General features: G+C 73.5%; 16 protein-coding genes and 1 pseudogene. 4 read left to right on the plus strand and 13 right to left on the minus strand.

What is annotated here, in order from left to right:
- Positions 1-1179: 1179 nt before the first annotated feature.
- From ABZ370_RS28370 to ABZ370_RS28400, 7 genes are all read right to left on the minus strand, one after another.
- Positions 1180-2031 (minus strand): amidohydrolase family protein, encoded by an 852-nt coding sequence (locus tag ABZ370_RS28370; RefSeq protein WP_358626177.1) that lies wholly within the window; start codon positions 2029-2031, stop codon positions 1180-1182.
- A gap of 9 nt (positions 2032-2040) precedes the next feature.
- On the minus strand, positions 2041-3036 hold the full coding sequence (locus tag ABZ370_RS28375) for an aldo/keto reductase (RefSeq protein WP_358626179.1): 996 nt from the start codon (positions 3034-3036) through the stop codon (positions 2041-2043).
- A gap of 24 nt (positions 3037-3060) precedes the next feature.
- The gene (locus tag ABZ370_RS28380; protein ID WP_358626181.1) at positions 3061-4101 is read right to left on the minus strand and encodes an ABC transporter permease; all 1041 of its coding nucleotides are present in this window, start codon (positions 4099-4101) and stop codon (positions 3061-3063) included.
- A complete protein-coding gene (locus ABZ370_RS28385; protein WP_358626423.1) occupies positions 4098-5681 on the minus strand; it encodes a sugar ABC transporter ATP-binding protein in 1584 nt (527 codons plus the stop codon). The genes ABZ370_RS28380 and ABZ370_RS28385 overlap by 4 nt, the downstream gene beginning before the upstream one ends.
- A 51-nt stretch (positions 5682-5732) precedes the next feature.
- Positions 5733-6767 (minus strand): sugar ABC transporter substrate-binding protein, encoded by a 1035-nt coding sequence (locus ABZ370_RS28390; RefSeq protein ID WP_358626183.1) that lies wholly within the window; start codon positions 6765-6767, stop codon positions 5733-5735.
- Between the two features lie 243 nt (positions 6768-7010).
- On the minus strand, positions 7011-7787 hold the full coding sequence (locus ABZ370_RS28395; protein ID WP_358626185.1) for an SDR family oxidoreductase: 777 nt from the start codon (positions 7785-7787) through the stop codon (positions 7011-7013).
- Positions 7784-9190, minus strand: coding sequence for an enolase C-terminal domain-like protein (locus ABZ370_RS28400; RefSeq protein ID WP_358626425.1), 1407 nt, complete (start codon positions 9188-9190; stop codon positions 7784-7786). Before ABZ370_RS28400 ends, ABZ370_RS28395 begins: the two co-directional genes overlap by 4 nt.
- Positions 9191-9446: 256 nt before the next feature.
- Between ABZ370_RS28400 and ABZ370_RS28405 the strand changes: the two genes are divergently transcribed.
- The gene (locus ABZ370_RS28405; protein WP_358626187.1) at positions 9447-10532 is read left to right on the plus strand and encodes a PAC2 family protein; all 1086 of its coding nucleotides are present in this window, start codon (positions 9447-9449) and stop codon (positions 10530-10532) included.
- Positions 10533-11425: 893 nt separating this feature from the next.
- On the opposite strand, the gene mshC is transcribed toward ABZ370_RS28405, so the two are convergent.
- The 4 genes from mshC to ABZ370_RS28425 form a co-directional block, all read right to left on the minus strand.
- Complete coding sequence (mshC, locus tag ABZ370_RS28410; protein ID WP_358626189.1) at positions 11426-12655, minus strand: cysteine--1-D-myo-inosityl 2-amino-2-deoxy-alpha-D-glucopyranoside ligase; 1230 nt, start codon at positions 12653-12655, stop codon at positions 11426-11428.
- A 169-nt stretch (positions 12656-12824) separates the two neighbouring features.
- Positions 12825-13736, minus strand: a complete 912-nt coding sequence (locus ABZ370_RS28415; protein WP_358626191.1) for an SCO1664 family protein — start codon at positions 13734-13736, stop codon at positions 12825-12827.
- Positions 13700-14290, minus strand: coding sequence for a DUF3090 domain-containing protein (locus tag ABZ370_RS28420; RefSeq protein ID WP_358626193.1), 591 nt, complete (start codon positions 14288-14290; stop codon positions 13700-13702). The genes ABZ370_RS28415 and ABZ370_RS28420 overlap by 37 nt, the downstream gene beginning before the upstream one ends.
- 143 nt (positions 14291-14433) lie before the next feature.
- Positions 14434-15129, minus strand: coding sequence for a histidine phosphatase family protein (locus ABZ370_RS28425; RefSeq protein ID WP_358626195.1), 696 nt, complete (start codon positions 15127-15129; stop codon positions 14434-14436).
- A gap of 168 nt (positions 15130-15297) precedes the next feature.
- On the opposite strand from ABZ370_RS28425, the gene ABZ370_RS28430 reads away from it, so the two are divergent.
- Positions 15298-16290, plus strand: coding sequence for a magnesium and cobalt transport protein CorA (locus ABZ370_RS28430; RefSeq protein WP_358626197.1), 993 nt, complete (start codon positions 15298-15300; stop codon positions 16288-16290).
- Between the two features lie 63 nt (positions 16291-16353).
- Here ABZ370_RS28430 and ABZ370_RS28435 read toward each other — a convergent pair whose 3' ends face one another.
- Positions 16354-17154 carry a ferritin-like domain-containing protein gene (locus ABZ370_RS28435; RefSeq protein ID WP_358626199.1) on the minus strand — a complete coding sequence of 267 codons (801 nt, stop codon included), beginning with the start codon at positions 17152-17154 and terminating at the stop codon, positions 16354-16356.
- 271 nt (positions 17155-17425) lie between these two features.
- Complete coding sequence (locus tag ABZ370_RS28440) at positions 17426-18475, minus strand: LLM class F420-dependent oxidoreductase (protein WP_358626201.1); 1050 nt, start codon at positions 18473-18475, stop codon at positions 17426-17428.
- 201 nt (positions 18476-18676) lie between these two features.
- Here ABZ370_RS28440 and ABZ370_RS28445 point away from each other — a divergent pair, with 201 nt between their 5' ends.
- Both ABZ370_RS28445 and ABZ370_RS28450 read left to right on the plus strand, forming a co-directional pair.
- Positions 18677-19657, plus strand: coding sequence for an aldo/keto reductase (locus tag ABZ370_RS28445; protein WP_358626203.1), 981 nt, complete (start codon positions 18677-18679; stop codon positions 19655-19657).
- Between the two features lie 1124 nt (positions 19658-20781).
- A pseudogene (locus ABZ370_RS28450) lies at positions 20782-22689 on the plus strand (ATP-dependent RecD-like DNA helicase); the annotation flags it as partial.
- Positions 22690-22733: the final 44 nt, after the last annotated feature.

Raw genomic sequence — 22733 nt, forward strand, 5'->3', positions numbered from 1 at the left:
GGGTCGGTCCCCCACCCCGCCCATATCCGACCGGGGGCCCCGCCCGGACCCCCGCTCATCAACCGCCGGTGGGGGTGGTTGGGGGCGCCCCGCCCCCCCGACCGCGCTGCGGGGGCGGCGGTAGGGCACCGCCGCCCCGGACCCGGCTCCTTGAGCCCCGGATGAGCTGGGTGGGGACACCTCCGCCCGCGCCCGCTGCGGGGGCTCGGAGGGGCGCTGAGGTACCTCCGCCCTGGACCCGACTCGATGAGCGCCCGAGGGGCTCGGGGCAAGGCACCGCCGCCCCGGCCGCGGCCCGTTGAGCGCCGGAAGGGCGAGTGGGTGGACCCCTCTGCCCCGGACCCGGCTCCTTGAGCGCTGCAGGGGTGGGGGTGAGCACGTCCGCCCCGAACCCGACGCCTCAAGCGCCCGAAGGGCTGGGAGTGAGGCACCTCCGCACCGGACCCAACTCCTTGAGCGCCGGAAGGGCATGGGTGGGGCCCTTCCGCCCAGGCCCGCTGGGGGGCTCCAGAGGGGCTCGGTGGTGGGACCCGGCGCGTCGAGCGCCCGTAGGGCTGGGTGGTGGGGTATCTCCGCCACCGCCCCGGCCCGTTGGCCCGAAGGGCTGGGGTGGGTCACGTCCACCCTGGAGCCGCGCCTTGAGCACTGGAGGGGCTGGGTGGGGGCCCTTCCGCCCGGGCCCGCTGCGGGGGCTCCGGAGGGGCTCGGTGGTGGGACCCGGCGCGTCGAGCGCCCGTAGGGCTGGGTGGTGGGGTACCTCCGCCACGGACCCGGCCCGTTGGCCCGAAGGGCTGGGGTGGGTCACGTCCGCCCCGGACCCGGCGCCTTGAGTGCTGGAGGGGCTGGGGGTGGGGCACGGCCGCCGGGCCGCCGGTGCGGGGCGGTGTTGGGGCACCTTCGCCCTGGACCCGGCCCGTTGAGCGCCGGAAGGGCTGGGTGGTGGGGTACCTCCGCCCCGGCCGCCGCTGCGGGAGCTCTGAAGGGGGGGCACTTCCGCCCCGGGCCCCGCGCCTTGAGTCCTGGTGGGGCCGGGGATGGGGCACAGCCGCCCGGCCGCCGCTGCAGGGGCGGTGGTTGGGCACCCTCCGGCCCGGGCACGGTCCCTTGAGCGCCCAAGGGCGGGGGCAAGACACCTCCGTGCTGGGGGCGGTCCGGGGGCGAAGGCCGGGCGGGGGGCTGCTAGGGGCTCAGGTTGTAGGCGCGGGTGGCGTTGGTGGCGAAGACCGACTCGCGTTCAGCGTTGGTCAGGGGCGCGGTGGCCTGGGTGGCGAGGGTTACTACGTCCGCGTACGTGGCGGCCAGTTCGCATACCGGCCAGTCCGAGCCGAACAGCACCCGCTCGGGGCCGAACGCGTCCAGGACGTGACGGGCGTACGGGAGGATCTGGTCGGGCTTCCAGGTCTGCCAGTCGGCCTCGGTCACCAGGCCCGAGAGCTTGCAGTCGACGTTCGGCAGGGTGGCCAGTTCGGTCAGGAGGGCGGTCCAGGGGGCGCGGGCGCCGCTCGCGATGGGCGGCTTCGCCGCGTGGTCCAGGACGAAGCGCAGGCCGGGCAGTTCGCGTACCGCGGCGATCGCGGCGGGGAGTTCGCGCGGGGTGACCAGCAGGTCGTAGACAAGGCCCGCGTCGGCGGCGGCGGACAGGCCGCGGCGTACATCGGCGCGGGCCAGCCAGTCCGGGTCGGCCTCGTCCTGGACCTGGTGGCGCAGGCCGACCAGCCGGTCGCCGCCCGGCCCGGCGGCCAGGGCCGCGAGCACGCCGGGCAGGCCGGGATCGGTGAGGTCGGCCCAGCCGACGACGCCCGCGATCCGGTGCTCGGCGCCCGCCAGGGCGAGGAGTTCGCGCGTCTCGTCGTACGAGGAGCTGGACTGGACGACGACGGTGGCGTCGATGCCGTGCTCGTCGAGGTGCGGGACGAGGTCCGCCGGGGTGTACGTGCGGGCGATGGGGTCGGCCCAGGGGCCGTCCATCCATGGCTGGGGCCGACGGGACAGGTCCCATAGGTGGTGGTGGGCGTCGATGCGGCGCGACACGGGCTCTCCTCAGACCGGCAGCGGGATGTCGTCGTCGAGCAGGCCGCGCCGGACCAGCGCGTGCCACAGCTCGTCGGGGATGTCGTAGCCGAACATCTCGGCGTTGTCCCGCACTTCGGCCGGACCGGCGGCGCCGACGACCGCCGACGCCACGGCCGGGTGGCCGAAGGGGAAGCGCAGGGCGGCGGCCCGCAGCGGCACCCCGAACTCGGCGCAGACGGCGGCGAGCCGACGGGCCCGCTCGGCGATCTCAGGCGGCGCCTCCTGGTAGTTGTAGCGCGCGCCGGGACCCGGGTCGGCGAGCAGCCCGGAGTTGTAGACGCCGCCGACCACCACGGAGGTGCCGCGCCGCTCGCACACCGGCAGCAGATCGTCGTAGGCGGTGCGCTCCAGCAGGGTCCAGCGCCCGGCGCACAGGACGACGTCCACATCGAGGTCGGCGACGAAGCGGGCGAGGATGTCGCTGTAGTTCATGCCGAAGCCGATGGCCCGGACGAGCTTCTGGTCGCGCAGTTCGGCGAGCGCCGGGAAGGCCGTCTCGTACACCTCGCGGATGTGGTTCTCCGGGTCGTGGACGTAGACGATGTCGAGGGCGTCGACCCCGAGGCGTTCCAGGGAGGACTCCAGGGAGGCGCGGATGCCGTCCCGGGTGAAGTCCCACTCGCGGACGCGGTCGGGCGTGTCCGCGAACCCGTCCGCCTGGACGGGTTCGCCGGGCGCCCGGTCCCGCAACCGCCGCCCCACCTTGGTGGAGAGCGTGTACGAGGAGCGGGCGCGCCCCGCGAGCGCGCGCCCCACCCGCTCCTCGGACAGCCCGACGCCGTAGTGCGGCGCGGTGTCGAGATAGGTGCAGCCGACTTCCAGGGCGACGTCGACGGTCGCCAGGGCACGTTCCTCGGGCACCGCGGCGTACAGGTTGGCCAGCGGGGCGCAGCCGAGCCCGAGGGGTGGTACGTGGACGCCCGAGCGCCCCAGTTCACGCGGCCCCTGTGGTACCTGCGCCATGACTTCTCGCCTCTGTTCCTGTTCTCAGTCCTGCTTCTCGCCGCTCGCGTAACGGGAAATGATCAGCGCGACGATGATGATGGAGCCGTTGATGAACTGGTTCCACAGTGGCGGCACGCCACCGAGGGTCATCACATTGACGACTAATTGCAGCGTAAGCACACCCGTGAGGGCTCCGAAGAGCGTGCCGCGGCCGCCCTTGAGGCTGATGCCGCCGATGACCGCGGCGGCGAACACCTGGAAGATCCAGCCGTTGCCCTGGGTCGCGGCGACCGAGCCGTAGTGGCCGGTGTAGAGGATTCCGGCGAAGGCGGCCAGCATGCCGCCGACGCTGAGCACGATCCAGGTGATGCGGTCGACGCGGATACCGGCGGCGCGCGCCGCCTCGGGGTTGCCGCCGATCGCGTACAGGGCGCGGCCGTGCCGCAGATAACCCAGCGCGAGGCCGCCGAGCGCGTACAGGCCCAGGCACAGCCACACGGCGGCGGGCGCGCCCAGCCACTCGGCCTTGCCGAGGTAGCGGAACGACTCGGGGACGTTGACGATGGACTGGCCCTCGGCGATGCCGACCTGGAGCCCGCGCAGCATGGTGAGCATGCCCAGGGTCGCGATGAAGCCGTTGACGCGCAGCTTGAGCATCAGGAAGCCGTTGGCCGCCCCGATCAGGCCGCCGACCGCCAGGCACAGCGGGATGGCGGTCCATACGGGCAGCAGCCCGAGCCCTTCGAAGCGGGCGCCGTGGGACGGCAGCACCAGCCAGAGGGCGATCACGGGCGCCACGGCGATGGTGGACTCCAGGGAGAGGTCCATCCGGCCGCTGATCAGGATCAGCGCCTCCCCCAGCACCAGCAGCCCCAGCTCGGTGGACTGCTGGACGACGCCGATCAGGTTGTCCTCGGTGAGGAACGCGGGCGAGACGATGAAGCCGATCACGCCCAGCACGAAGATCACCGGGACCAGGGACAGATCGCGCCAGCGCGCGATGTCGATCCGCGGACGACCCCGGGCCCCCGCCGGGCCGTCCGCCACCGCCTCGGCGGGCTGCTGCCGTGCGGTACCGATCATGTCTGTGGTCCTCCCGTGCGGTCCGTGCGGTCTTCGGTTCCCCCGGCCGTGCTGTCCGTGCCCGGTTCCGTCATGCCCTCCATCGCGGCGACCAGCTGGCGGTCGCTCCAGCCGCTGCCGAACTCGGCGACGACCCGTCCGTGGAAGAACGCCAGGACCCGGTCGCAGACCCGCAGGTCGTCCAGCTCGTCGGAGACGATCAGCGCGCCGCTCCCGGCCGCCGCGACATCCCGTACGACGCCGAGCAGGGCATCCTTGGACTTCACGTCCACCCCGGCGGTCGGCCGGATCGCGACCAGCACGCTCGGTTCGCGCGCCAGCGCCCGCGCGATGACGACCTTCTGCTGATTGCCGCCGGACAGGCCGGAGACGGGCTGTGCGGGCCCCGAGGTCTTGATGTCGAGCGAGGTGATCATGCGCTGGGCGAACGCGCGGGTCCGGGACGGCAGCACCGTGCCGTACGGCCCGAGCTGGTCGGTGACGGTCAGCGTGGCGTTCTCTGCGACGCTGCGGCCCAGGACGAGCCCCTGGTCGTGGCGGTCCTCCGGGACGTACCCGATGCCCGCGTCGATGGCGTGCGGCACGCTGCCGGAACGTACCGGCCTGCCCCGTACGGAGACCCGGCCGCCGCCCGGCTTGCGCAGGCCGACCAGAGTCTCGCCGATCGCGGTGTTGCCGCTGGCGGTCGCCCCGGCCAGGCCCAGCACCTCGCCCGGCCGCACCACCAGGTCCAGCGGCGCGAACTCGTCCTCCAGGGTGAGCCCTTCGGTGCGCAGCACCGGCTCGCCGTCCGGGTCGGCCTTCCGCGCGGTGACGGGAGCGCGGACGGGAGCGCGGGCGGCGGTCCGGGAGTCGCCCCCGGGGGCGCCCTCGCCGTCGCCCGTCATCGCCGCGACCAGGTCCTCCTTGGGGAGGTCGGCGACCGGGGCGGTCAGCACATGGCGGGCGTCGCGGAAGACGGTGACGGTGTCGCAGAGGTCGTAGACCTCCTGCAGATGGTGCGAGATGAACAGAAAGGCGACGCCCTGACGGCGCAGTTCGAGCAGCTTGGTGAAGAGCCGGTCGATGCCGCCCGCGTCGAGCTGTGCGGTGGGCTCGTCGAGGATGATCAGCCGGGCGCCGAAGGAGAGGGCGCGGGCGATCTCCACGAACTGCCGCTGCTCGACGCCGAGGTCCTTCGCCCGGGTCCGGGGGTCCACGTCGACGCCGTACTCCCCCAGCAGCGCCCGGGCCTCCTCGCGCAGCGCGCGCCACCGGATGCGCCCGGTGCCCTGGAAGCGGCCCAGGTAGAGGTTCTCGGCGACCGTCAGATGCGGGACCACCATCGACTTCTGGTAGACGCAGGCGACCCGGCGCTGCCAGGCCGCGGTGTCGCCGTAGCCGGGGGCGGGTTCGCCGGAGAAGGTCACCTCGCCCTCGTCCGGGCGTTCCATGCCGGTGAGGACGGACACGAGTGTGGACTTGCCCGCCCCGTTGCGTCCGACGAGGGCGTGCGCCTCCCCGGACCGCACCGCCAGCTGGGCGTGGTCCAGGGCGACGGTCGGTCCGAAGCGTTTGACGACGCCCTCCGCCCGGACCACGGTGGGCTCTGCTGCCGCTGCCTCTGCTGCTGCCTCTGCCGCTGTCACCGGCTACTTCTTTTCGAGCTGGTTGGCCCACAGCTTCGGGTCGTCGACGTTCGTCTTGGTGACGAGCGGCGCCGGAAGCTGGTCCTCCAGACCGTTCTTGATCTTCACGATCTGCGAGCCGTGATCGGTCGGACCAGGCTGATACGTCTTGCCCTCAAGCGCCGCCTTGGCGTAGTTCAGCGCCCACTGGGCGTAGAGGTCGGCGGGCTGGGAGAGGGTGGCGTCGATCTTCCCGGCGCGGATCGCGTCCAGCTCCTCGGGGATGCCGTCGTTGGAGATGATGGTGATGTGCCCCGCCGAGCCTGCGGGCTTGAGCAGCTTCTTCTGCTCCAGCAGCGCCAGGGTGGACTGCAGGAAGGCGCCACCGGCCTGCATGTAGATGCCGTCGAGCTTGCGGTGCTGGGCCAGCAGGCTCTGCAGCTTCGCGGAGGCGACGTCGCCCTTCCAGTCGGTGGGCAGCTCGTGCACCGTGATGCCCGGGTATTTCTTCTTCATGCACGACGCGAACGCCTGTGACCGGTCCCGGCCGTTGATGGAGCTGAGGTCGCCCTGGAGCTCGGCGACCCGGCCCTTGCCGCCCAGCTGCTTGCCCAGGTATTCGCACGCCTTGGTGCCGTACGCCCGGTTGTCGGCCCGTACCACCATGTAGATCTTGCCCGCGTCGGGGCGGGTGTCCACGCTGATGACGGGGATCTTCTTCTCCTCCAGCTGTTCCAGGGTGGAGGAGACGGCCCCGGTGTCCTGGGGGGCCATGACAATCGCCTTGGCGCCCTGGTCGGTGAACGCCTGGACGTTGGAGACGAGCTTGGAGATGTCGTTCTGCGAGTTGGACAGCGGGAGCGCGGAGACCGTGCCCTTGTCGATGCCCTTCTCCAGGTACTGCTGGTAGGAGTTCCAGAAGTCGGTGTCGGTGCGCGGCATGTCGATACCGACCTTGCCGCCGCCGGAGCCGTTGCTCTCACGGTTGCAGCCGGCCAGCCCGGCGACGGCGAGCAGCACGGCGCAGGCCGCGGCTCCGGTCGTGCGGAGTCTCGTCATCGAGTCCCGTCCTTGGTCGAGTGGTGCGACGTGCGTGGTGCGGCGGTACGCGGTGCGCGGTGCGGGTGCGTGGTGCGGCAGTGCGGGCACGTGGTGCTGCTCGTGCGGGGCGCGGTACGGGTGCTCGGCGCGACGGCGCGGGGTGGTGCGGCGGCGCGGCGTGGTGCGGCGGTGCGGCGTGGTGCTTCGGTGCGGCGTGGTGCTGTGGGGTTCGGCGTGGTGCTGTGGGGTTCGGCGTGGTGCTCAGGTGGCGGGGCGCAGGCGCAGCCCCTGCATCCCTCCGTCGACGGCCAGCGCGGTGCCGGTGACGGCCGCGGCGGCGGGACTCGCCAGATACGCGACGGCCGCGGCGACCTCCTCGGCGGACACCAGCCGCCCGGTCGGCTGACGGGCCTCCAGCGCCGCGCGCTCGGCCGCCGGATCGGCGGCCTGGCCGAGCAGCCGCCCCACCCACGGGGTGTCGACGGTGCCGGGGTTGACGCAGTTGACGCGGATGCCCTCCCGTACGTGGTCGGCGGCCATGGCGAGGGTCAGCGACAGCACCGCACCCTTGCTGGCGCTGTACGCGGCGCGCTGCGGCAGTCCGGCGGTGGCGGCGATCGAGCAGGTGTGGGTGATGGACACGGCGCCGGGCCGGTCCGCCGCCGCGGCGCGCAGATGCGGCAGCGCGGCCCGCGCGGTGCGCACCAGGCCCAGCACGTTGACGTCCAGCAGCCGCTGCCACTCCTCGTCGGAGTTGTCCTCGACGGTGCCGATCGCGCCTATCCCGGCGTTGCCGACGACGGTGTGCAGGGCGCCGAATTCGGCCACCACCGCCTCCACCGCGGTCCGCACGCCCTCGTCGGAGGTGACGTCGGTCTTGACCGGCAGCGTGCCCGCCGGGGCGCCCGTCGGGTCCCGGTCGAGCACGGCGACCCGCGCACCGCGGTCGCGCAGCGTGGCGGCGATGGCGGCGCCGATGCCCGAGGCGCCGCCGGTGACGAGCGCGGCCAGCCCTTCGAAGTCGCCGGTGGGGCTCAAGAGGTCTCCTCCTGTCGTGCGGACTGCGGTGCGGTGTGCTGTGGTGCGGCTTGCTGTGCTGTGGCGTTGCGTGGTGTGGCGTGCTGCGATGGGGCGTTGCGGGCCTGCCATTCGGGCCCTTCGGGGTAGCGGTAGGCGGCGATCGACTCGGGGAGCATCCGGGCGGAGAAGCCCGGGGCGGCCGGGGCGCGGTACCGGCCCGCCTCGACGACCGCCGGGTCGGCGAAGTGTTCGTGGAGGTGGTCGACGTACTCGATGACCCGGTCGTCCCAGCTGCCCGAGACGGCCACGAAGTCGAACATGGCCAGATGCTGCACCAGTTCGCACAGGCCCACGCCGCCCGCGTGCGGGCATACCGGCACCCCGTGCTTAGCGGCGAGCAGCAGGATCGCCAGGTTCTCGTTGACCCCGGCCACGCGTGCCGCGTCGATCTGCACGAAGTCGACGGCTTCGGCCTGAAGCAGCTGTTTGAAGACGACGCGGTTGGCGACATGTTCACCGGTGGCGACCTTGACCGGCTGTCCGGCGCGGATGGCGGCGTGGCCGAGGATGTCGTCCGGGCTGGTCGGCTCCTCGATCCAGTGCGGGTCGTACGGCGCCAGGGCGCGCATCCAGCGCAGCGCCTCCGCGACGTCCCAGCGCTGGTTGGCGTCGACGGCTATCCGGATGTCCGGACCGACCGCCTCACGGGCCAGCCGCATCCGTCTGAGGTCCTCGTCGAGGTCGCCGCCCACCTTCAGCTTGATCTGGTCGAAGCCGTCGGCGACCGCCTCCTGGGCCAGCTTGATCATTTTCTCGTCGGAGTAGCCGAGCCAGCCCGCCGAGGTGGTGTAGGCGGGGTAGCCGCGCTCGCGCAGCAGCGCGGCGCGCTCGGCGCGGCCGGGCTCGGCGGCGCGCAGGATGGCGAGGGCCTCGTCGCGGGTGAGGGCGTCGGTGAGGTAGCGGAAGTCGACGAGGTCGACCAGCTCCTCGGGCGACATATCGGCCAGGAACTGCCACAGCGGCTTGCCCGCGTTCCGGGCGGCGAGGTCCCAGGCGGCGTTGACCACCGCACCGGCCGCCATATGCATGACGCCCTTCTCGGGGCCGAGCCAGCGCAGCTGCGAATCGTGGGTGAGATCACGGTAGAGGTCGGCCAGCCCGGCCGCGGTGAGCGGGGCGGGGCGGCCGACGACCTGGGGGCGCAGGGAGCGGATGGCGGCAGCGGTCACGTCGTTGCCGCGGCCGATGGTGAAGACGAAGCCATGTCCTTCCGCCCCGGTGGTGTTATCGGCGTCCGTACGGAGCACCACATACGCAGCGGAGTAGTCGGGGTCCGGATTCATGGCGTCCGAGCCGTCGAGCTGCTCCGAGGTGGGAAACCGGATGTCATGGACCTCGAACCCAGTGACGGTCGGGCGCAAACTCAATGGGGGCTCCCTGAACGAAGCGCGATAGAACATCGGACCTTTAGCGGTGATCCGATGTATAGCGCTGACTTGGGGGTCTCGTCCAGAGGTGTGCCGCAACTTTCGGGAAACAGGTCGGATGAATCACAGTGGGTTGCTGTAGAGGGGCTGCGGCGGGGCCCCCCTGAAGCCGTAGGCTTGGGGCGCACGCAAAAGAACTGCAGCCGGAGGCGGTACGAACCCGTCCGCCCCGGTCGGAAGGAGGCGCTGGGTGATCGAGCTTGAGGGGGTTCCCGAGCTGATCGACCCGGTCATGATCTGTGCCTTCGAGGGCTGGAACGACGCCGGAGACGCCGCCTCCACCGCGGTCGGGCACCTGGACCGGGAGTGGAAGGGCGAGGTCTTCGCCTCCCTCGACGCCGAGGACTACTACGACTTCCAGGTGAACCGGCCGACCGTCGCGCTGGACAACGGGGTCCGCAAGATCACTTGGCCCACCACCCGGCTCTCCGTGGTCCGCGCGGAGAACGGCGAGAAGACCCGCGACCTGGTGCTGGTGCGGGGTATCGAGCCGAGCATGCGGTGGCGGTCGTTCTGCAACGAGATCCTCGGCTACGCCCATGAGTTGGGCGTCGAGATGGTCGTCGTCCTCGGGGCGCTGCTCGGCGACACCCCGCACACCCGGCCGGTGCCGGTCAGCGGTGTCACCTCCGACCCGGACCTGGCCCGCACCCTCGACCTCGAGGAGACCCGCTACGAGGGCCCGACCGGCATCGTCGGCATCCTTCAGGAGGCCTGCACCCACGCCGGTGTCCCCGCGGTGAGCCTGTGGGCGGCCGTCCCGCACTACGTCTCCCAGCCGCCGAACCCGAAGGCGACCCTGGCCCTGCTGAACCGCCTGGAAGACCTGATCAGCGTCCGCATCCCGCTCGGCGAACTGGGCGAGGACGCGCGCGCCTGGCAGCTGGGCGTGGACCAACTGGCCTCGGAGGACAGCGAGGTCGCCGAGTACGTCCAGTCGCTGGAGGAGGCCCGGGACACGGCGGAGCTGCCGGAGGCGTCGGGCGAGGCGATCGCGCGGGAATTCGAGCGCTACCTGCGACGCCGGGACGGCTCACCGGGCACGCCGGGGGGCCATGCGACGGAGACGGGCACCGGCGGCGTGGCGGACGCCCGCGAGGGCGCCCCGTACCTGCGCGACCCCGGAACGGGCCACCCCCGCCCCCGGAAGCCGTCCGCGAAGGACGACGACGGCGACGAGGCCTCGGGCAGCGGCAGCGAGGACGCCGGGAGCACCGAGAGCGCGGAGAGCGCGGAGAGCAACGACGCGGAAGACCGCCCGGACGACCAGGGCTGACCCTCCGGACAACCCCCCCCGCCCCGCACCGACGCCCAGTGGGCTGTGCCCCGCCCGAAGGGAGAGGCACTGGCGGGGCCGGGGACGCCCCTTCCGCAGCGTGCCGCACCGCCGTTGAGCGGCGAACGTCCCCGCGACGGGGCCCGGAGGGGGCCAGAGGGGCAAAGCCCGTGGGAACGGGCCCGGGCGGACCTCGCGTAGCGCGCTGCGCCGCCGCTGAGCGGCGATCGTCCCGCCCGCGGCGGGACCCGGAGGGAGCACGGGCCCGGGGGCACCCTTGCGCAGCGTGCCGCGCCGCCGCTCAGCGGCAAGGGCGGCTCTCCCGCAGCCGAGGCCCGGGGCGAAGTCCCCGGAGATCGCGGCGCCGGGCAGGCCCGGCGGAGTCCCCCCGGGGGGCCGGGCCCGGACGGAGCTACCGCAACCTGCTGCGCCGCCGCTCAGCGGCGAAGCCCCTCCTGCGCGCCCGGCCCCGGGCCGGAGCCCTCACGGGCCAGACCGGGGGCCGAGGGCGGAGCCCTACCGCTACGGGGGCGCGGAGCAAAGACCAACAGGCCGCCGAGGGCCGGGGCAGAGTCCGGCAGAGTCCCCCCGGGGGCCGGGCCCGGACGGGCCTACCGCAACCTGCTGCGGCCGCCGCCCAACGGCGAAGCACGCCCGGACCCGGGCCGAAGCCCACGGGCCAGGCCGGGGGCCGAGGCCGGAGCCCTACCGCTACGGGGCGCGGAACGATGACCAGCAGGCCGCCGGGGGCCGGGGCAGAGCCCGGCGGGCCCAGGGGCTGAGCCCCGGGCCCGGCGGAGTCCACGGGGCTGAGCCCCGGGAGCGGGGCCCGGGCCCGGTGGGGGGCCGGGGGCGGAGCCCCCGGGGTCGGGGAGGGGCGGGGTGGGGAGCTCCTACAGGGCGACGCCCAGTAGCGCGTCCACCGCCCTCGACGCCAGGCCCGGGGCGCCCTCGTCCGTGCCGCCGGATGACGACTGGGCGGCCGCCCAGCGGTCGACGGCCGCGAGGGCCGACGGGGAGTCGAGGTCGTCCGCCAGAGCCACCCGTATCTCCTCCACCAGCGCGTCCGCCGACGGGCCGTCCGGGCGCGAGACGGCGGCGCGCCAGCGGGCGAGGCGGGCCTCGGCGTCCCGCAGGACGCCGTCGGTCCACTCCCAGTCGGAGCGGTAGTGGTGGGCCAGCAGGGCGAGCCGGATGGCCGCCGGGTCGACGCCGTCGCGCCGCAGCGCGGAGACGAAGACCAGATTGCCCTTGGACTTGGACATCTTCTCGCCGTTCAGCCCGACCATCCCGGCGTGCACGTACGACTGCGCGAACGGCCGCTCGCCGGTAAGGACCTGGGCGTGCGAGGCGCCCATCTCGTGGTGCGGGAAGGCGAGATCCGAGCCGCCGCCCTGAACGTCGAAGCCCATGCCGAGGTGGTCGAGGGCTATGGCCACGCACTCGATGTGCCAGCCGGGGCGGCCGGGGCCGAGGGAGCCACCGTCCCAACTCGGCTCGCCCTCACGGGCGGCCACCCACAACATCGGGTCCAGCGGGTTCTTCTTGCCCGGGCGCTCCGGGTCGCCGCCGCGCTCGGCGGACAGCATTCGCATGGCCTCGGCGTCGAGGCGGCTGACCGAGCCGAAGGCGGGGTCGGACTCCACGGAGAAGTAGACGTCGCCCTCGACCTCGTACGCCGCGCCCGCGTCCCGCAGCCGCTCCACGAGCGGCACGATCCCCGGTATGGACTCGACGGCACCGATGTAGTGGCGCGGGGGCAGCATCCGCAGGGCCGTCATGTCCTCGCGGAAGAGGGCGGTCTCGCGCTCGGCGAGGGCTGTCCAGTCGTCGCCGTTCGCCACGGCCCGCTCCAACAGCGGATCGTCGATGTCGGTGACGTTCTGGACGTAGTGGACCTGGCGCTTGGTGTCGAGCCACACGCGCTGAACGAGGTCGAACGCGTTGTAGGTCGCCGCATGACCCATGTGGGTCGCGTCGTACGGCGTGATGCCGCAAACGTAGATGCGGGCGACGGGGCCGGGGGTGAGGGTGATCGGTCCCCCGGTCGCGGTGTCGTGAATCCTCAGGTCGCGGCCACTGCCAGGCAGGGCGGGAACCTCGGAAGCGGGCCAGGCATACATGCAATGAGCGTAACCGGATGCCGGTTCCGGATACGAACCGGACCGGCCCTGCTGACCGTTTGTTGGCCGAATAGACGGTCTTGCGCATTCGCCCGTGAGCTGCTTCGTAGCCGTTCCACGGTGATCGGCAGCGGTCGGCAGCGGTCGGCAGCGGTCGGCGGCGGTCGGCTCAGACCGGCGGCCACGGAATGGCGGGCCACTGGCCGCTGGGCGCGGGGTGCACCCCGGTCCGCAGCAGCGCCGCCACCCGGGCCCGCAGCGCCTCGATCTCGGCGCCGGTGATCAGCTTCGCCAGCCGGGCGCCGAGCGACCCGTCGTCGGCGAGCTGGTCCGCCAGCCCGCGCAGCACGTCCAGCACTTCGTCCGGCAGCGGCTCCCCGGCCCATCCCCACAGCAGGGTGCGCAGCTTGTCCTCGGCGTTGAAGGTCACACCGTGATCAATCGCATAGAGCCGACCGCCCGCGGCGGGCAGCAGATGGCCGCCCTTGCGGTCGCCGTTGTTGATCACTGCGTCGAGGACGGCCAACCGCCGCAGCCGTACGTCATCGGCGTGCACCAGCAGCGCGGTGCGGCCCTCGCCCACCTCCGCGAAGCCGACCGCCTTCCAGCCGGGGCCCGGCTCGTCGCCCTCGATGAGCGCGAGCAGCTCGGTCCCGTCGGCGGCCGGGTCGTCGGAGTCACCGGACCCGTCAGAACCGTCAGAGCCATCGGGGCCGTCAGAGCCGTCGGGGCCGTCCCCCTCGGCCACCTCGACCCACAGCTGGCACATGCCCCGCCCGTACGGCCCGTCACGCAGCACGGTGGGCGGGACCAGGCCCCAGCCGGTCGCCTCGGAGATCTCGTACGCCGCGACCTCGCGCTGGGCAAGGGTGCCGTCCGGGAAGTCCCACAGCGGCCGCTCCCCCGCCACCGGCTTATAGACGCACGGCGCGCTGTGGCCGTCGTACTCGACCGTGCAGTAGAGCACCGCGTTGGACGCCTCCCGGACCCGGCCGCGCACCGTCAGCTCGCCCAGGGCCAGCAGCTCGGACGGCTCCGGGGGCGTCAGGCTTCGCGGCGGTATCCGTTCTGGCGCGGACATACGTGTCCCTCCGGGTCGAGCGGCAGGCTGCACAGCGGGCAGGGCGGGCGACCGGCGTTGACGACGTCCAGCGCCCGCTTGGCGAAGGCGCGGGCCTGGATGCCGGTGAGCCGGACCCGCAGCATGGGCGGCCCGTTCACGTCGTCCTGCAGGAGCCGTTCCTCGGCCTCGGCGAGGTCCTCCTCGGACTCCGCTTCCAGCTCGACGAGCGCCTGCGCCTCCACGATCATGCGCTGTTCCTCGCCGTCCCAGGCAAGGGCCATGGTGCCGACGCGGAATTCCTCTTCCACGGGGGCGTCCAGGGGTGCGGTGTCGCTGAGTTCGGAGGGGGCGACGGCCGGTACCGGGGCGTTGCCGCCGGTGCGCCGCACCACCTCGTCGAGCAGCTCGTCTATCCGCTCGGCAAGCGCCGCGACCTGGGTCTTCTCCAACGACACACTGGTGGTCCGGCCACCCGAGGACGCCTGCAGGAAAAAGGTACGGCGGCCAGGCAGCCCGACCGTACCGGCGACGAATCGGTCCGGCGGGTCAAAGAGGAACACCTGACGGGACAACGTCCTGCTCCATTTGCGTCGACTGGTCGGCTGGTTGACTACTGCGGCTGGCGGTTCCGGCGGGGCCGCCGGGGGTCACGGCTGCCCGGTCGCGGCTGCCGCGGCGCCTCCGCGCCGCGGCACCACCCTACTGCGCTCGGAGATCATGGTGCCCCCGCGTCGCCGCCCACCGCCGCGTCCCCGCCGCGGTCGGCCGGGGCGCTCTCCCGGGGCACGAGTCCCGCGAAGTCGCCGGTGTCGCCGAGCCGTACGACGAAGGGCCGGTTGGGGGTGTAGCGGATCGCGGTGACCGAGCAGGGCTCGACCGAGATGCGCTGGAAGAGGTCGAGGTGGAGACCGAGCGCGTCCGCGACGATCGCCTTGATGATGTCGCCGTGCGAGCACATCAGATAGGTCGCGTCGGCGCCGTGCTCCTCCGCGATCCGGGTGTTCCAGTCGCGCACCGCGTCGACCGCGCGTGCCTGCATGGCGCGCATGGACTCGCCGCCGGGGAAGGCGGCGGCGGACGGATGCTGCTGGACGATGTTCATCAGCGGTTCATCGGCCAGCTCGGCGAGTTTGCGGCCCGACCAGTCGCCGTAGTGGCACTCCCCGATCCGCTCCTCGGTGTGCGTCGGCAGTTCGGGGCGGGCGGCGAACAGCGGCGCGAGGGTCTCCTGGCAGCGCTGCAGCGGGCTGGTGACGGCGGCGGCGAGCGGCAGCCCGGCGAGCCGCCCGGGCAGCTCCGCGGCCTGGGCGGCGCCGCGCTCGTCGAGGGCGACACCGGGCGTCCAGCCCGCGAGGACGCCTGCCGTGTTCGCGGTGGACCGGCCGTGCCGGACGAGGATCAGCGTGGGCATGCGTGCCACCCTACGACCCCTCCGGACCCGCTCAGGATGGGTGTGCGCCCGTAGTGTGCGCCCGTCGTGTGCGCGGGCAGGTGCGCGGGCGGGTACGCCGCGTGGGCACTGCGGGTGCGCGCCGGGTGTGCTGCCCCGCGGTGCGCTTTCTTACCCGGGCGAGGGACAATGCCCGGCGTGATCGTGGATTGTGCCATTTACCAGGACGGGTGCCGGACCGAGGGACCCGCCGACTTCTCCGACGCCCTCGACCAGGCGCGCCTGACCGGGGACTCCTTCCTCTGGATCGGGCTGCACGAGCCGACGGAGAAGGAGTTCGGGCTCGTCACCAGCGAGTTCGGGCTGCACCCGCTGGCCGTGGAGGACGCGCTGACCGCGCACCAGCGGCCCAAGCTGGAGATCTATGACGACTCGCTGTTCCTCGTACTCAAACCGGTGCAGTACGAGGAGAAGGCCGGGACCGTCACCGCAGGTGAGCTGATGGTGTTCGTCGGTGACTCCTTCGTGGTGACCGTACGGCACGGCGAGGCCAATCCGCTGAGCGCGGTGCGCGAGCGGCTGGAGCACACCCCGGAGGTGCTGGCGCACGGGCCGACGGCGGTGATGTACGCGGTCGCCGACGCGGTCGTGGACCACTACCTGGATGTCGCGGACGGGCTCCACGAGGACCTGGACGAGCTGGAGACCGAGGTCTTCGCACCGGACGGCAACGCGGGCCACAACACGGCGGGCCGGATCTACGCCTTCAAGCGCGAGGTGCTCGAATTCCGCCGCGCGACGGGCCCGTTGGCGGAGCCGATGACCCGGCTCGCGGGCGCCGGGGTGCCGTTCGTCCACGAGGGGTCGCGGCCGTTCTTCCGTGACGTCCATGACCACCTGACCCGGGTGAACGAGCATGTGGAGGGCCTCGACCGGCTGCTGTCGGACATCCTCTCGGCCCATCTGGCGCAGATGGGGGTTCGGCAGAACGACGACATGCGCAAGATCTCGGCGTGGGCGGCGATGGCGGCGGTACCGACGCTGATCGCCGGTATCTACGGCATGAACTTCACGCACATGTGGGAGCTGCGCCAGCCGTGGGGCTATCCGGCCGCGGTGGGGCTGATGGCGGGCGTGATCGGGCTGCTCTTCCGCATGTTCAAGCGCCGCGGCTGGCTCTGACGCGGGAGGCCGCGGTTCATCGCCGTACGCGGCCGTATACGGCCATACGGGCGGGGGCGGGGCTCAGGCGAACTCGGGCGCCTCGGGAGCGGCCGTCTCCGTACCGGCGCCCAGCGCGTCCCGCCGCTCGGGCATCCGCAGCGTCACCATGCGGCGCCAGCCGCCCAGCCGCTCGTACCCGTACCCGGCCTTGACGCCCGCCGTCAGCACCGCGGACTTCCGCTTCGACCAGCCGAGGATGCGCCCCATCTGGGTCATCACGGCGAGGCTGACGCACCGGTGGACCTCCATCTCGACGAGCGCGCACTCGCGCAGCGCCCGGTGGATGGTCCGGCCGTACCCGGCGGCGGCCAGCCGCAGCAACTCCTCGTGGCAGTAGGCGAGGTGGTTCTCCTCGTCCTTGGAGATCATCGTGACCGCCCGGCCGATCTCCGGATGGTCGCCGAAGCAGGCGCGCAACATGGCCATCTGCGCGGCGGCGCGCTGCTCGGTGACCCGGCTGTGGGCGAGGTAGACGACGATGTCGTGCTCGGTGAGCGGTTCGTCGCGGCGCAGCTTCTCGTGGGCGAGGCCGACGCCGCGGGCCTCCAGCAGCATGGTGTAGTCCGCCGTGCGCGGTACCCCGACCGGCTCCAGACCGCGCTTGCGGAGCAGGGCGTTGAAGATCCGGCCGTGCTTGTCCTCGTCCGCGCCATGCCGGGTGATCTTGGGCGCGAGGGCGCGCTGGGTCTCGGGCACGAGCGCGGCGATCCGGCCGTTCTCCCAGCCGCCCTGCGCCTCGCCGCTGGCCGCGATGGAGCAGAACAGCCGGAACGACTCGTCGTTGCCGAGGATCTCCTGGAAGACGCTTTTCGCCGAGAGCATCGCTGCCACCTCCGGGCACGGCATGCACGCACGGAAAGTGCACGCATTGACGCGCGCTGACACGCACTGAAAAGAGTCAAATGCCGGGTATCGGAAGTGGCAACAGGTGGGACGTCCGGCTCATCCGTACGAGGGAATCACGAGCGAATACGGAGGGTCCCGCCGTGCGCGTAACCCCATGGCCCCGGCGGCGTTGTGCTCGGTGACGGCCGTGGCGGGGAAGACCCCCGAGCCTCCACCACGGCCGTGGAAACCTCCGCATACGCGTGTGCTACGCGAGCCCGGCGCGCTCCAGCGCCTCGACACCGGCCCGCAGCCCGGCCACCCGCTCCTCCAGCGTGAAGCCCGCGGGGCTGAGCGACAGGGTGGTGACACCGGCCTCGGCGTAGGCCTTCATACGGTCGGCGATGCGGTCCACCGGGCCGAGCAGCGCGGTGGAGTCGATCAGCTCGTGGGGAATGGCGGCGGCAGCGCCCTCCTTGTCCCCGGCCAGGTACTTCTCCTGGATCTCGGCGGCCTCCTTCTCGTACCCCATGCGCTGCGCCAGCTTGTTGTAGAAGTTCTGCTTGGCGCTGCCCATGCCGCCCACGTAGAGCGCGGTGTACGGACGGAACTGGTCGGCCAGCGCGCGGACGTCCTCACCGACCGCGAGCGGGACGGTGGGCACCAGGTCGAAGCCGTCGAGGGTCTTGCCCGCCTTCTCACGGCCCGCCCGCAGCGAGCCGAGGGTGGTCGCCTCGGCGTGCTCGGGGGCGAAGAAGATGACCAGCGCGCCGTCGGCGATCTCGCCGGTCTGCTCCAGGTTCTTCGGGCCGATGGCCGCGATGTAGAGCGGGATGTACTCGCGCACCGGGTGCACGGTGAGCTTGAGGGGCTTGCCGGGGCCGCCGGGCAGCGGCAGGGTCCAGTTCGCGCCCTCGTGGGTCAGCCGCTCGCGCGACATCGCCTTGCGGATGATCTCCACGTACTCACGGGTGCGGGCCAGCGGCTTGTCGAACCGCACGCCGTACCAGCCCTCCGAGACCTGCGGCCCCGAGACGCCGAGCCCGAGGCGGAACCGGCCTCCGGAGAGGGAGTCCAGGGTGGCGGCGGTCATCGCCGTCATCGCGGGCGTACGGGCCGGGATCTGGAAGATGGCGGAGCCGACGTCGATGCGCTCGGTCTGCGCGGCGACCCACGAGAGCACGGTGGCGGCATCCGATCCGTACGCCTCCGCGGCCCAGCAGACCGAGTAGCCGAGCCGGTCGGCCTCGCGCGCGACCGCGAGGTTGTCCGCGTCCATCCCGGCGCCCCAGTAGCCGAGGTTGATTCCGAGCCGCATACCCATGCCACACCTCTTACTGATCAGTAACGTCGCTGTTCCGGGGACTCTAGCGCGCGGAACCCCGGTACGTCAGGGGTGGGTCCGGGGTAGGCCGGGGACAGCTCGTGGGTGATCCACCGAGGGCTGATGGTGGGTTATCCACAGGCTGACACGGTCCGCTTCCCGGCCAGTAATCTCGATGTTCATGGAGCGACGTACATGGAGCTAAGGCACCTGGGCCGCACCGGCCTGCGCGTATCCCGGCTCGGGCTCGGCACGCTCACCTGGGGGAGGGATACCGGCGAACACGAAGCGGCGGATCAGCTCAAGGCGTTCTGGGAAGCGGGCGGGACGCTGATCGACACCGCCGATGTGTACGCGGACGGAGAGGCGGAGTATCTGCTCGGGCGGCTGATGGAGGGGCTGGTGCCGCGGCGCGATCTGCAGATCGCCACCAAGGCGGGCAGCGTCCCCGACCCGGACCGCCGTTTCGACGGCTCCCGCGGCCACCTGCTGGCGGCCCTGGACGCCTCGCTGGAGCGGCTCGGCACGGACCATGTCGACCTGTGGCAGGTGCACGCCTTCGACCCCGTCACCCCGCTGGAGGAGACCCTCCAGGCGCTCGACATAGCGGTCAGCAGCGGGCGGGCGCGGTATGTCGGCGTGTCCAACTTCTGCGGCTGGCAGCTCGCCAAGGCCGCCACCTGGCAGCTGGCCTCGTCCGGTGCCCACACCCGGCTCGCCAGCACCCAGATGGAGTATTCGCTGCTCCAGCGCGGCATCGAGCGCGAGGTGCTCCCGGCCGCCCTGGACCTCGGCATCGGCCTGCTGCCGTCCTCGCCGCTGGGGCGTGGCGTACTGACCGGAAAGTACCGCCACATGACGCCCTCCGACTCCCGCGGTGCCTCCGGGCTCGCCGCCTTCGTCGCCCCCTACCTCGACGAGGAGGCGAGCCGGATCGTCGACGCCGTCGCCATAGCCGCCGACGGTCTGGCGACGAGCGCCCTGCATGTCGCGCTCGCCTGGGTGCGCGACCGCCCGGGCGTGACCGCGCCCATCGTCGGCGCGCGCAACGCTCAGCAGTTGCGTGCGGCGCTGTCGGTGGAGGCCCTTAGTCTTCCGGACGAGATCTGCCAGGCGCTCGACGATGTGTCGGCGCCCGTGCACCGCTATCCCGATCAGGACTGGAGCACGCTGTGACGACCGACCACCTCGCCGGCGACCCCGCGCCCGAGGAGGCCACCGGGGCGAGCGCGGACCGCGCCGCGCCCGCCGCCCAACCGGCACCGGCACCGGCGCCGTCGGCGCCCGAGCGCCCCACCGGCGCGCCGGGCCCGGATCGGGACGGAGCCCCTGCCCCCGACGACGCGTCAGCGGCCCCCCGGCCGGGCGGCGAGCCCCAGGGCCGCCCCGCCGAGCCCGCCCCACCGGCCGCCGCGGCAGACTCGCCCCAGCCCGGCGAACCCGGGCAGCCCGACGCCGCGAGCCCCACCTCCGAAGCGGAACCCGACGCTCCCGAGCCCGGCACGCCCGAGCCCGACGCACAGGGCGAAACCGGGGCCGGTGCCGGGCCCACGGCGAGTCGGGCGGACGCCGCCGGGCAGACAGCCCCCGCAGCCGGTACACCGGCCGCCGAAAGCTCCGCCGCAGCACCCGGCCAGCCCGACGCCGCGAGCCCCACTTCCGAGGCGGAACCCAGTGCTCCCACGCCCGGGACCGACACGCCCGCCGAGGCCGCAGCCGGTTCGCCGGACGCACCGGCATCAGCCGCTGCCCCACAGCGCCCGGAGCAGCCCAGTACCAACGGGGACACCGACGCCGAGCAGACAGCCCCCGGAACCGGCACACCGGCCGCCGAAAGCTCCGCCGCAGCACCCGGCCAGCCCGGCACCGCGAGCCCCGCCGCCGAAGCGGAACCCAGCGCTCCCACGCCCGGGGCCGACGCGCCCGCCGAAGCCGGGGCCGGTTCGCCGGACGCACCGGCATCAGCCGCTGCACCGCAGCACCCGGAGCAGCCCGGCGCCAACGGGGGCACCGTCCCGCAGACAGCCCCCGAAGCCGGGACACCGGCCGCGGGCAGCGCCGCCGCAGAATCCGGGCAACCCGGCGTGGACGCGCGCGATGGCTCCGCCTTCACCTCCTCACCGGGGCACCCCGCCACAGCCGAAGCACTTGGGCGGGCGGGCGGGGCGCACGCCCAAGGCGGCCCGGGGGCACAGGACACCGGGGGGCCGGGTGCTGGTTCAGGCGCCGCCCCGGCCGCCGGGGCGGACGCCGGGCGGGCGTCTGCGGGCTCTGGGGGGCGGTCGGCGGCGGCTGAGGCGTTGGCTGCCGCCGTGCGGGCCGTGGAGAGCGGCGAGCGGTCGGCGGCGTCGTTCTTCAACGAGCCCCGCCCGGCCCCCGCCAAGCCGCGCGAACCGGCCCGGGCCAAGCCGCGCGAACCGGCCCGGGCCGCCGCTGCCGCTCCCGTCGCGCCACCGGCGCGTCCCGCGGCGGCGGGGGTGGCCGGAGTCCGGGAGGTGCTGGCGGCGGGCGGAGCGCCCGAGGCGCTGGCCGTACCGGTCGCCGAGACCCTCGGCGAGCGCGCCGCCGAGGCGCTGCGCGAGGACCCCTGGCAGCTGCTGGCCGTCCCCGGGGTGCGCCCCGACCAGGCCGATGGGTTCGCCCGCGCGCTGCTGGGGCCGGACTGCGGGCCGGGCGACGAGCGTCGCTCGCAGGCGCTCACCGGCTGGCTGCTGGAGCGCGCCGCCCTCGAAGGGCACACCGCGCTGGAGTCCTCCGCGCTGCGCGCCGCCCTCGCCAAGGTGTCCGTGCCGGACCCGGACGAGGCGCTGCAGGCGGCCATCGCGGGCGGCGGTGTGCTGGTCTTCCAGGACGCCCTGGAGACGCCCCCCGGCGCCCAGCCCGCACCCGCCACGCCCGACGACGACGAGGAGGAGCCCGAGCAGCCGGTCCGGGTGCTGCTGGGGCTCGACCGGTACGCGCTCGCGGAGGAGAGCCTGGCGGACGGTTTCGCGCGGCTGATCACCACCTTCGCCGATGTGCACACGCCCGCGCCGGACTGGGAGGCGGCGGCCACCGCCGCGCCGTCCCCGTCCGCCGCGGAGCTGATCCGTACCGTCGCGGCGCACGGCCTGGTCACGCACAGCGGCGGCGAGGCGGCCCGCGCCGAACCGGCGGCGCTGGTCGTCGCCGCGCGGTCGTCGGGGCTGCGGGTCTGCGCCGCCGCGCACAGCGAGGACGGCAGGCGGCGGCTGGCCGCGGAGGTCGGCGCCGACGCGGCCGTGACCGTCGCCGGGCTGCTCTCCGGCGGCGAGGGCCCGGGGCGCGACGAGGATGGCGCGCTGGCGCTCGACCTGATCGCCGTGCTGGACGCGCCCCAGCTGGACGTGGAGACGGCGGCGATGCTCGTCGAGTCCCTGCCGGACGGCGCCCGGCTGGTGCTGAGCGGGGACCCGGGCGTGCTGTGGTCGGCCGGGCCGGGCCGGGTGTTCGCGGATCTGGTGGCGGCCCGCCGCTGCCCGCAGGTGGTCTCCCGTACGCCCGACCCGGGGCCGATCGGCGAGCTGGTCTCGGGCATCGGCATCGGTGAGCTGAACCAGGTGGAGGCGCCGGGCAAGGAGGTCGTGATCGTCCCCGCGCGCGACGCGGGCGAGGCCGTGCACCGCACGGTGCAGCTGGTCGCGGATTCGGTGCCGCGCGCGATCGGGGTGCCGCCGGAGCAGACGCAGGTGATCACGCCGGGCCATGGTGGCGCGGCCGGGACGCGTGCCCTGAACACCGCGCTGAAGGAGCGGCTGAACCCCGGCCCCGGCCGGTTCGCCGGTTTCGACCCCGGCGACCGGGTCGCCTATACCCCGGCGCCTGGCCGTGCGATCCCGGGCACGGTGGTGTCGGCGGACGCGGAGGGGCTGCGGCTGGACTGCGCGGGTGCGCCGGTGGTGGTGCCCCGCGAGCAGGTCGGCGACCTGGTGCGGCACGGCTGGGCCCTCACCGCCCATCAGGCGGCCGGAACCCGCTGGCCCGCGGCGGTCGTGGTGCTCCCGGGGGACGCGGCGGCCGGGCTGACCCGCGCCTGGATCTACACGGCTTTCAGCCGGGGTGAGCGACATCTGTCCGTGGTGCACGGCGCGGACGCGGCGCTGCCACGGGCGGTCGCGGAGATCCCGTTCAAGGACCGCACCACGCGCCTGCGGTCCCTGCTCCAGACTCAGGCCCCGCCCACGGGGTGACGGGCGGTACGGGCCCTACGGCCGCAGGGCGGGCGGCCGAAGGG

The sequence above is a fragment of the Streptomyces sp. NPDC005962 genome, from assembly GCF_040629205.1.
Lineage (GTDB): Bacteria > Actinomycetota > Actinomycetes > Streptomycetales > Streptomycetaceae > Streptomyces.

Excerpts from the sequence above, each read along its gene's own strand:
- ABZ370_RS28435 (WP_358626199.1), bottom strand. The coding sequence starts at position 17,154 with ATGCTCTCGGCGAAAAGCGTCTTCCAGGAGATCCTCGGCAACGACGAG.
- ABZ370_RS28415 (WP_358626191.1), bottom strand. The coding sequence starts at position 13,736 with ATGTCCGCGCCAGAACGGATACCGCCGCGAAGCCTGACGCCCCCGGAG.
- ABZ370_RS28380 (WP_358626181.1), bottom strand. The coding sequence starts at position 4,101 with ATGATCGGTACCGCACGGCAGCAGCCCGCCGAGGCGGTGGCGGACGGC.
- ABZ370_RS28425 (WP_358626195.1), bottom strand. The coding sequence starts at position 15,129 with ATGCCCACGCTGATCCTCGTCCGGCACGGCCGGTCCACCGCGAACACG.
- ABZ370_RS28445 (WP_358626203.1), top strand. The coding sequence starts at position 18,677 with ATGGAGCTAAGGCACCTGGGCCGCACCGGCCTGCGCGTATCCCGGCTC.
- ABZ370_RS28390 (WP_358626183.1), bottom strand. The coding sequence starts at position 6,767 with ATGACGAGACTCCGCACGACCGGAGCCGCGGCCTGCGCCGTGCTGCTC.
- mshC (WP_358626189.1), bottom strand. The coding sequence starts at position 12,655 with ATGTATGCCTGGCCCGCTTCCGAGGTTCCCGCCCTGCCTGGCAGTGGC.
- ABZ370_RS28375 (WP_358626179.1), bottom strand. The coding sequence starts at position 3,036 with ATGGCGCAGGTACCACAGGGGCCGCGTGAACTGGGGCGCTCGGGCGTC.
- ABZ370_RS28430 (WP_358626197.1), top strand. The coding sequence starts at position 15,298 with ATGCCCGGCGTGATCGTGGATTGTGCCATTTACCAGGACGGGTGCCGG.
- ABZ370_RS28440 (WP_358626201.1), bottom strand. The coding sequence starts at position 18,475 with ATGCGGCTCGGAATCAACCTCGGCTACTGGGGCGCCGGGATGGACGCG.